Annotated in this window: 7 protein-coding genes; 2 read left to right on the top strand and 5 right to left on the bottom strand. The window is 71.3% G+C overall.

The genetic code is table 11. The annotated features are described in order from the left end of the window. The coding region (locus DMC18_RS10245; RefSeq protein WP_110132918.1) for an MFS transporter at window positions 1–1,045 on the bottom strand (1,045 nt) is incomplete at its 3' end. 220 nt (window positions 1,046–1,265) lie between these two features. Here DMC18_RS10245 and DMC18_RS25985 point away from each other — a divergent pair. Beyond that, window positions 1,266–1,715 (top strand): response regulator transcription factor, encoded by a 450-nt coding sequence (locus DMC18_RS25985; RefSeq protein WP_158285894.1) that lies wholly within the window; start codon window positions 1,266–1,268, stop codon window positions 1,713–1,715. 30 nt (window positions 1,716–1,745) lie between these two features. Here DMC18_RS25985 and DMC18_RS10235 read toward each other — a convergent pair whose 3' ends face one another. Then, window positions 1,746–4,340 carry an ATP-binding protein gene (locus tag DMC18_RS10235; RefSeq protein WP_233248116.1) on the bottom strand — a complete coding sequence of 865 codons (2,595 nt, stop codon included), beginning with the start codon at window positions 4,338–4,340 and terminating at the stop codon, window positions 1,746–1,748. Window positions 4,341–4,448: 108 nt separating this feature from the next. After that, on the bottom strand, window positions 4,449–5,213 hold the full coding sequence (locus DMC18_RS10230; RefSeq protein ID WP_110119260.1) for an SDR family oxidoreductase: 765 nt from the start codon (window positions 5,211–5,213) through the stop codon (window positions 4,449–4,451). Between the two features lie 158 nt (window positions 5,214–5,371). Between DMC18_RS10230 and DMC18_RS10225 the strand changes: the two genes are divergently transcribed. Next, window positions 5,372–5,848: an SRPBCC family protein gene (locus DMC18_RS10225; RefSeq protein ID WP_110119259.1), complete on the top strand. Its 477-nt coding sequence runs from the start codon at window positions 5,372–5,374 to the stop codon at window positions 5,846–5,848. Window positions 5,849–5,851: 3 nt separating this feature from the next. Here DMC18_RS10225 and DMC18_RS10220 read toward each other — a convergent pair whose 3' ends face one another. After that, window positions 5,852–7,714, bottom strand: coding sequence for a glycoside hydrolase family 2 protein (locus DMC18_RS10220; protein WP_110119257.1), 1,863 nt, complete (start codon window positions 7,712–7,714; stop codon window positions 5,852–5,854). A 102-nt stretch (window positions 7,715–7,816) separates the two neighbouring features. Then, window positions 7,817–8,853: aminotransferase (locus DMC18_RS10215; RefSeq protein WP_110132915.1), on the bottom strand; the 1,037-nt coding region annotated here is incomplete at its 5' end.

The following is an 8,853-nucleotide window of genomic DNA, read 5'->3' as shown; positions in this document are numbered from 1 at the left end:
GGGCCGAGGCCGCGACCCCGGCCAGGATCACCAGCGCGCCGGCGCGGATGGCCAGGGGCTCGTGCTCGGGCTTCAGGCGCGCGACCAGCATGGCGCAGACGGTCCAGCCGGCCGCGATGCCGCCGGTGACATAGCCGGCCACCAGCGGCGAGGCGCCGTGGCGGGCCTGGATGAAGGCCGGGCCGTAGACCGTGAAGCCGATGGCGGCGGCCTCGCAGGCGAACATGACCAGCAGGCCAAGGCCGGTGGCGGTGGAAAGGTCGGCGGCCGAGCGCGGCAGCAGCCGGTCGGGCGAGAGGCGGTTGACGGCCAGCATGGCGGCCATGGCCGCGACCCCCAGCACGGCGCAGATCCCCGCCGTCGCGGGCGAGGCGACGACGCCGGCCGCGCCGATCAGGCTGACCCCGACGACCAGCAGGGCCAGCTGGCGGCTGGGGATGCGCGTGCGGCTCTCGGCCCGCTTCTCGCCTGGCAGCATGGCCAGCACGGCGACGACGAAAATCACGCCCTGGACGACGAAGGCCCAGAACGCGCCCCGCCAGAAGCCGGCGGCGGCGAAGACCCCGCCCAGCAAGGGTCCCAGCAGCGTCGCTCCGCCCCAGACGCCCGCCACCGCGCCGTAGACACGCGGCCACAGCTTCTCGGGGAAGAGGGCGGTGATGGCGACGTAGCACAGGGCCACCACGGCCCCCGCGCCCAGCCCCTGGATCAGGCGTCCGACGACAAAGGTGACGAACTCGGGCGCCAGGGCGCTCATGGCGCAGCCGGCGGCGTAGACCACGCCGGCGAAGGCGGTGGCCCGGCGCAGGCCCAGGCCTTGCGAGAACTTGCCGCTGCACGCCCCGGCGACGATCGAGCCCATCAGATAGGCCGCCACCGACCAGCCGAAATACTGGTGGCCGCCGACCTCGCGGGCGACGCTGGGCATGATGGTGGCGGTGACCAGGGTGTCGGCGGCGTTCAGCCAGATGCCCAGGCACAGCAGGCCGAAACGCGGCAGCAGGGCGCGATCCAGCAGGGCGGTGCGGTCGGCGGCGACGGACATCGACGGTCTCTTCGGCGGCCTTGCGGGCCGGGCAGGCGGTCATGCCCGTTTCCGCGCCGCTCGCCAAGCCGCCGCACGGAACCGATGGATTGCACCGCCCGCGTCGCCGAGCGCGACAATAGAGCGCGCCCCGCCGGAAATCGGCGCGCGGGGGTGCGAGGCGCCGGGCGTGCGCGCTATAGTTGGTCGAGTACCCGACGCGTTCCCCGAAGGCCCGCCGATGCCCCACTCTATCCTGGTGATCGACGATGATCCGCTGGTCCGCGAGTTCGTCGACCTGGTGCTGAGCCAGGCCGGTCATCGCGTTTCGGGCGCCCCCAACGGCGCGGTCGGCATGGAGACCCTGGGACACGCCAAGTCGGACCTGGTGCTGCTCGACATCCAGATGCCGGGGATGAACGGCCTGGAGGCCCTGCGCGTCATCCGCCGCCTGCGCCGCCTGCGCACCCCGGTGATGATGATGACCGCCCGGGGCGACATCGAAACCGTCAAGCAGGCGCTCAACGACGGGGCCAACGGCTACATCGTCAAGCCGTTCACTGCCGCCGACCTGCTCAAGCGCGTCTCGGCCCTGCTGGCCGCCGAGAGCCGCGCGCCCGTGACCCCGCCGCCCCCCAAGCCTCAGCCGGCCCCGCAGCCCTCCGGCCCGGACACCTTCGAGATCGACTGAACGTCCCTCTCCCGCAAAGGGAGAAGGGCTTCAGACCCGCTCGGCCGTGCGCGCGCGGGTCACGCCCGGGGCCTGGGCGGCGACCACCACCTGGGCCAGCACCGACAGCAGGTTGCGCATGTCGATCGGCTTGGCGACGTGGGCGTCCATGCCCGCTTCCAGGCAGGTGCGGATCTGGGTCTGCATGACGTCGGCGGTCAGGGCGACGATCGGCAGGCGCACCCAGCGCGGATCGGCGCGCAGGCGGCGGGTGGCCTCCAGCCCGTCCATCACCGGCATGTTGACGTCCATCAGCACGATGTCGAACGGATGGGCGGCGACGGCGTCCAGCGCCTCCTGGCCGTTCTCGACCTCGACCAGCTCGCAGCCGAACGGCTCCAGAAACAGGCGGATGACCCGGCGGTTGACCGGATGGTCGTCGACCACCAGCACCCGGCGTCCGCCCAGCGAGGCCAGGGCGTCCAGCTCCAGGGCCGCGGGCTCGGCCGCCGGCGCCTCGGCCGCCTCGCCGACGGCGACGTCGGCCAGGAAGCGCAGGGTGAAGAGCGAGCCCTCGCCCTCGCGGCTGCGCACGGTCACCGAGCCGCCCATCAGCTCGGCCAGGCGGCGGGTGATGTTGAGGCCCAGGCCCGAGCCGCCGTAGTTGCGGGTGGTCGAGGCGTCGGCCTGGGTGAAGGCGCCGAACAGCTTGTTCAGGGTCGCCGGGGTCATGCCGATGCCGGTGTCGCTGACCGTCAGCCGCACCGACTGGCGGCCGCTGTTGGGTTCGGGCGCGCAGGACAGGGTCACGGCGACCCGGCCCTCGCTGGTGAACTTCAGGGCGTTCGACACCAGGTTGGCCACGCACTGGCGCACCCGCACCACGTCGAACATCAGGCACGGCGGCGGATCGCCGACCACGTCGAAGGTGAGGCTGAGGCCCTTTTCGCGCGCCGTCGGCTGGAAGCCGTTGACCAGCCGGCCGACCGCCTGGGCCAGGTCGCCGGCCGTGGGGGCGATCTCCAGCTTGCCGGCCTCGATCTTCGACAGGTCGAGAATGTCGTTGAGCAGCACCGGCAGGGTCTCGCCGGAATCGATCAGCAGGTCGACCTGCTCGCGCTGGCCCGCGCCCAGGGTCTCGCCGCGCAGGGCCTGGGCCATGCCCAGCATGCCGTTCAGCGGCGTGCGCAGCTCGTGGCTCATCACCGCCAGGAACGAGGACTTGGCCTCGCTGGCCGCCTCGGCGCGGCCGCGGGCGTCCTTCAGATTGGCCTGGGCCCGGCGCATGTAGAGCGCCCAGGTGACGCCGCCGACCACCAGCAGGGCCATCAGGGCGGCGATCACGCCGGTGGCCTGGGCCAGGCGGCGGGTCAGCTCGACCTCGGCCGTCAGGCGCTCGCTCTCGGTGCGCTTGGACTGCAGCTCGGCTTCCAGCGCCGAGGAGATCTGCGAGGCGGTGGCGGCCTGGGCGGCGTTGGTGTCGCGGGCATGGGCCACGCGCCAGCGGTCGAACAGGGAGAAGGCGTCCTTGCTGCGTCCCTCGGCGTTGGCGATGAACGCCTCGACCAGCATGCGGCCGACCGGATCGGGGCGGGCGGCGCGGGGCGGGGCGGTGTCCAGCAGCGTCAGGTCGCGGCGGGCCGCCTCCGCCCGTCCCGTCTGGGCCAGGGCCTTGGCCCGCAGGCGCAGCATCGACATCGCGACGCGATCCTGCGGCGCGACCAGCGCCGCCCCGGCGTCGCGCAGGCAGCGCAGCACCCCTTGAGGATCATCGCGAGCGTCGGCGATCACCGCGCAGAGGTTCTGGTCCCAGGTCAGCAGATCCGGATCGCCGGACCCCACGCTCATGCGGTGGTGCACCTCGGCGAAACGCTCGGCCGACGGGATCTCGCCCAGTTCGGCGGCGGTGTAGGCGATGTCGTACAGCCGCTCGATCTTGCGCATGTAGAAGGCGTCGCGCTCGTCCAGGCGCGCGGCCTCGGCCATGTGGTCGAGAGCGCCGTCCTTGTCGCCGATTTCCGACAGCGTGTACGAGTGCATCTGGTGGGCCTCGGCCAGCAGCGGTCGGGCGATCGAGCCGCGCTCGCCCAGATCCTCGAACAGCTGGCCGGCGAAATGGCTGGCCTCGGTCCAGCGACCGCTGCGCGCCAGGGTGCGGATGCGCTCGACCCCGGCCATCAGGCCGATCTCGCGGCCGGAGCCGCCCAGGAACCGCGCCCAGCGGGCGTCGTCCATGCCCGTCGGTCCGCGCGCGTCGAGGTCGTAGGCGGCCTGCATCAGGTCGGCCAGCGCCGCCAGCTCGGGATCCTCGTCGACCCGGGCGGTGGCGCGCACCGTCGCCTCCCAGTCGTCGAAGGCCTTCTGAACGTGGTTGCTCTTGTAGGCGTAGAGCACGCGCCACAGGGCGTAGAGGCGGGTGTCGCCGCGCTGGCGCAGGGCCCGGCGGCCGGCGCGCTCGACGTCCTCGTTGTCTTGCGGGGCGGGGCCAGCCCGCTGCACGCCGATCTCGCGATAGAGCTGCTCGAGCTTGCGCGCCTGCTCCGAGGCCGGGGCCGTCGCGGCGCGCGCGGGCGCAACGCCGGCCAGGGCGACGAGCGCGAGCAGCAGGGGCAGGATGCGCTTCACGGGGCGGCGGTCCTCGAACAACCGTCCTGTCCTAGCGTCAAGTTTCCGTGTCCGAGGTTAATTTTCGACCGGGCGCGTCCCTAGGCCGCACTTAAAGACCGCCGTTATCGCGCGCAGGTGGAGCCCGGCTCAGATGGTCGCCCCGCCGTCCACCACCATGGCTTGACCGGTCATGAAACTTCCCGCCTTTGAGGCCAGGTAGACGGCCGCCCCGGCGATCTCGTCGGGCTCGCCGATCCGCCGCAGCGGCACGCCGGCGGTCGAGCGTTCCAGGGTCTTGGGATCGTCCCACAGGGCTTTTGCGAAATCGGTCTTGATCAGGCCGGGCGCGATGCAGTTGACCCGCACGTTGTCGGGGCCGAACTCGTGGGCGAGGTTGCGGGCCAGCTGGAAGTCGGCGGCTTTCGAGATGTTGTAGGCCCCGATGACGGCGTTGCCGCGCAGGCCGCCGATCGAGCTGACGATGATGATCGCCCCGTCCTTCCGCTCGCGCATCTCCGGCGCGACCATCGAGATCAGCCAGTGATTGCTGATGATGTTGTTGTCGAGGATCTTGCGGAACTGGTCGTCGGCGATGCCGGCCAGGGGGCCGTAATAGGGGTTGCTGGCGGCGTTGCAGACGCAGATGTCGACGCGGCCGAAGGCGGCGCGGGTCTCGTCGACCAGGCGCTGCAGGTCCTCCTTGGAGGCGATGTTGGCCGGAACGGCGATGGCCGTTCCCTCGCCGTGCTGCTCGTTCAAGGCCGCGGCGACCTCCTCGCAGGGGCCGGCCTTGCGCGACGAGATCACTACCTTGGCGCCGTGCCGCGCCATCTGCTCGGCGATAGCCTTGCCGATGCCGCGCGAGGATCCGGTGATGATCGCCACCTTGCCGGAAAGGTCGAAGAGGCTCACGGCGCGCTCCCTAAAACGTTTGTTTGAATTGTCTGCACAGTGACCGCCGCGCGCGGCCCGGTCAACCGCCGACGAAAAATGCGGCGTGCGATGTCGGGACGGCTGGACCGGCCGCGTCCTTGGGCCGAACAGTCCTTCCAGCAAGACGGAGACCCGCCATGGCCTTCACACCGCCCGCCGCCGCCCACGAACTGACCCTTACCCGGATAATCGACGTTCCGGCCGACAAGCTCTTTAAGTGCTGGACCACGCCCGAGCTGCTGCCCAAGTGGTTCTGCCCGCCGCCCTGGCGCGTGTCGCACGCGCAGATGGACGTGCGCAGCGGCGGGAACAGCTACATCGTCATGAGCGGCCCCAATGGCGAGGAAATGCCCAATCCCGGCGTCTATCTGGAGGTGGTCGAGAACCAGCTGATCGTCTTCACCGACGCCTTCACCAGCGCCTGGGTCCCGTCGGAAAAGCCGTTCATGGTCGGCATCGTCCGCTTCGAGGACCTGGGCGACGGCAAGACCCGCTACACCGCCACGGCCCGCCACTGGACGGCGGAAGACAAGGCGACCCACGAGCAGATGGGCTTCCACGAAGGCTGGGGGATCGCCGCCGACCAGATGGCGGCCCTGGCGGCGACGCTTTAGGGGCTAGCGCCCGTCCCCCGCCAGCTTGGCGTAATAGTCGGCCAGCACCTTGAAGGCCGCCTTGCGCCGCCCCGTTGGCGAGATCAGGCCCTTGCGGTTCCAGCCCTGCTGGTAGACCGGGTGCTGGCGACGGGGCGAGCGGAAGTCCTTGAGGATCCAGGGCGACATGCCGCGCAGGGACGGGGCGTTGGCGGCCATGGCCAGGGTCTGGACGTAGTAGCGGGCCTGGAAGTCTTCCGAGAACTTGCGCATCAGCACCGGGTCGCTGAACCCGGCCAGGGCGTCGGCCCCGAACTCGGAGAACACCATCGGCTTGTCGGTGGCCCGCCAGGTGATCCTGGACACCGCGTCGAGCGGGTCGTCGCCGTACCAGCCGGCATAGGTGTTGACCGCCAGCACGTCGAGCTTGGCCGCGAGGGGATCGTCGATCCACTGCTCGGCGTGCCGGCCATCAGGAGCGTCAACCGTCTTGCGGGCGGCCAGCAGGGCGGCGGTGACCAGACGGGTGTCGTCCAGCGTCCGGACGTCGTCGGTCAGGGTCCCCAGGAACGCGTTGCGGGCGTCGCTGACTGGGGTCTCGTTGGCCACGCTCCACAGCACGATCGAGGCGCGGTTGCGGTCGCGGCGGATCGAGTCGGCCAGCATGTCGCGCGCCAGCTTCAGGGTGCGGGGATTGTCGAAGGCCACCAGCCAGTAGATCGGGATCTCGCTCCAGACCAGCAGGCCCATCTCGTCGGCGACGCGGGTGGTGACCTCCGAGTGCGGATAGTGGGCCAGGCGCACGAAATTGGCGTGCAGGCCGTCGCGGGCCTCGCCCAGCAGGGCGCGGGCGTTGGCCTCGGTGATGGTGCGGGCCGGGTTCTCGCCCAGCTCCTCCTCATGCAGGCAGATGCCGCGCAGGAACACCGGCTTGCCGTTCAGCAGGATCTCGCCGCCGCGCACCTCGATGGTGCGGAAGCCGACGCGATCGGTCAGCACGTCGTCGCCGGCCTCGACCCGGACGTCGTAGAGCGTCGGCGCGCCGGGGGCCCAGCGCTTGAGGCTCTTGGGCGCGGGGGCCGAGAGCTTGGCGACGCCGTCGGCGCCGGCCTGGCCTGACAGGGTCAGGCCCGCGACCCTGACGCTGACCGCCTGGCCTGCGGCGGCGGGGCCGTCGAGCTTCACGTCGGCGGCGATCGTCCTGCCGTCGCGGGTCAGCCGCACCCAGGCCTCGTCGACGAAGGTGGCCGGGGTGATCACCAGCCGCACCGGCCGGGTGACGCCGCCGTAGTTCTCCCAGTCGGTGACCGGCGGCGGGGCGCCGTCGGCCGAGGGCGTGGAATCGACGCCGACCGTCACCTGGTTTTCGCCGGCCCGCAGCAGGCTCGTCACCTCGAAAGAGAACGGCGTGAAGCCACCCTCGTGCTCGCCCACGGCCTGGCCGTTCAAGAACACCTTGGCGGTGTAGTTGGCGGCCTCGAAGCGCAGGAAGGCGCGCTGGCCGGGCTTGAGGGCCGCGCTGTCGAACCGCCGCTGGTACCAGACCAGGCCCTGGTAGTGGCGCATCTCCGGCGCGTGGGTCAGCCACGAGGCGGGCAGGGTCGCCGTCGGCGAGCGGCGCATGTCGTATTCGTAGAGCGCCTTGGGATCGGCGCGGGTCACCTGGTCGACGTCGCTGTCGTCATAGCGCCGATGGCCGACGCCTGGCGGGCCGCGATGGAAACCGGAGACGCCGTCGCGATAGGGATCGACCGAGTAGTTCCAGGTTCCGGAAAGGTCCTGGCCGGCGCGCAGGTCGGCGCGGTTCAGGGTCGGGCCGGCGAAGGCCGCCGACGTCGCCAGGAACGCGGCCGCGACCGCCAAGGCCCATCCGAAGATCCGCCGCATCCGCCTCTCCCTGCCCTTGCGACGCTGGTAATGCCGGCGTCGTCATTGGCGGGGATATTGGTCAGGCCAATGTCAGGTTGTCCAGCGCCGCGAGAAGCGGGCTCACTTCGCCCGCGCCAGCCGCTCCACCGCCGCGTCCAGCACGTCGTCGGCCTTGGCGAAGCACAGGCGCAGCACGTTGGTGACCGGGTCTTCCGCGTAGAAGGCCGAGACCGGGATCGCCGCCACGCCGTGCTCGCGCACGGCTCTGAGTGCAAAGGCCCGATCGGGCTGGTCGATCCCCGAGGCGGTCAGATCGATATTGAGGAAGTAGGTCCCGCCGCTGCCCAGCACCGAAAAGCCGACGTCCCGCAAGCCAGCCGCCAGCCGGTCGCGCGAGCGCTGCAAACCCGCCGGCATGGTCTCGAACCAGTCGCCGGGGTCCTCCAGCCCGAAGGCGACGGCGGCCTGCAGGTTGGGCGGGGTGGTGAAGGTCAGGAACTGGTGGGCGCCGGCCAGGGCCTTGGCCAGCGGCGGGGCGGCGCACAGGAAGCCGACCTTCCAGCCGGTCATGCCGAACATCTTGCCGGCCGAGCCGATCTTCACCGTCCGCTCGCGCATGCCGGGGAAGGTCATCAGCGGCCGGTGGGCGCGGCCGTCGAAGACCACGGCCTCCCAGACTTCGTCGCAGACGGCGGTGACGTCGAAGCGGACGCAGAATTCCGCCAGCAGGGCCAGATCCTCGTCGGGGGTGACGACGCCGGCCGGGTTCAGCGGGCTGTTGAGCACGACGAGCCTGGTCTTCTCGCTGAAGACGGCCTCCAGCATCGCCCGGTCGAACCGCCAGTGCGGCGGCGTCAGGCGCACCAGGCGCGGGACGCCGCCGGCCCGCCGCACCATCGGCAGGTAGGCGTCGTAGAGCGGCTGGAACAGCACCACCTCGTCGCCGGGCGAGATCAGGCTCAGGAAGGCCGCCGCCAGGGCCTCGGTCGCGCCCGAGGTGACGATGATCTCGCGGTCGGGATCGAGGTCCAGGCCCTGGGTGCGAGCGTACCAGCCGGCGACCGCCTGGCGCAGCTGGGGCAGGCCGCGCATCGGCGGATACTGGTTGGAGTCCTCGATCAGCGCCTCGCCGGCCTTGCGCCGCAGGGCGATCGGCC

The organism is Caulobacter sp. D5, assembly GCF_003185805.1.
Lineage (GTDB): Bacteria > Pseudomonadota > Alphaproteobacteria > Caulobacterales > Caulobacteraceae > Caulobacter.
The sequence above is the reverse complement of the archived record's forward strand: the minus strand, read 5'-3'. Positions and strand labels throughout refer to the sequence as shown.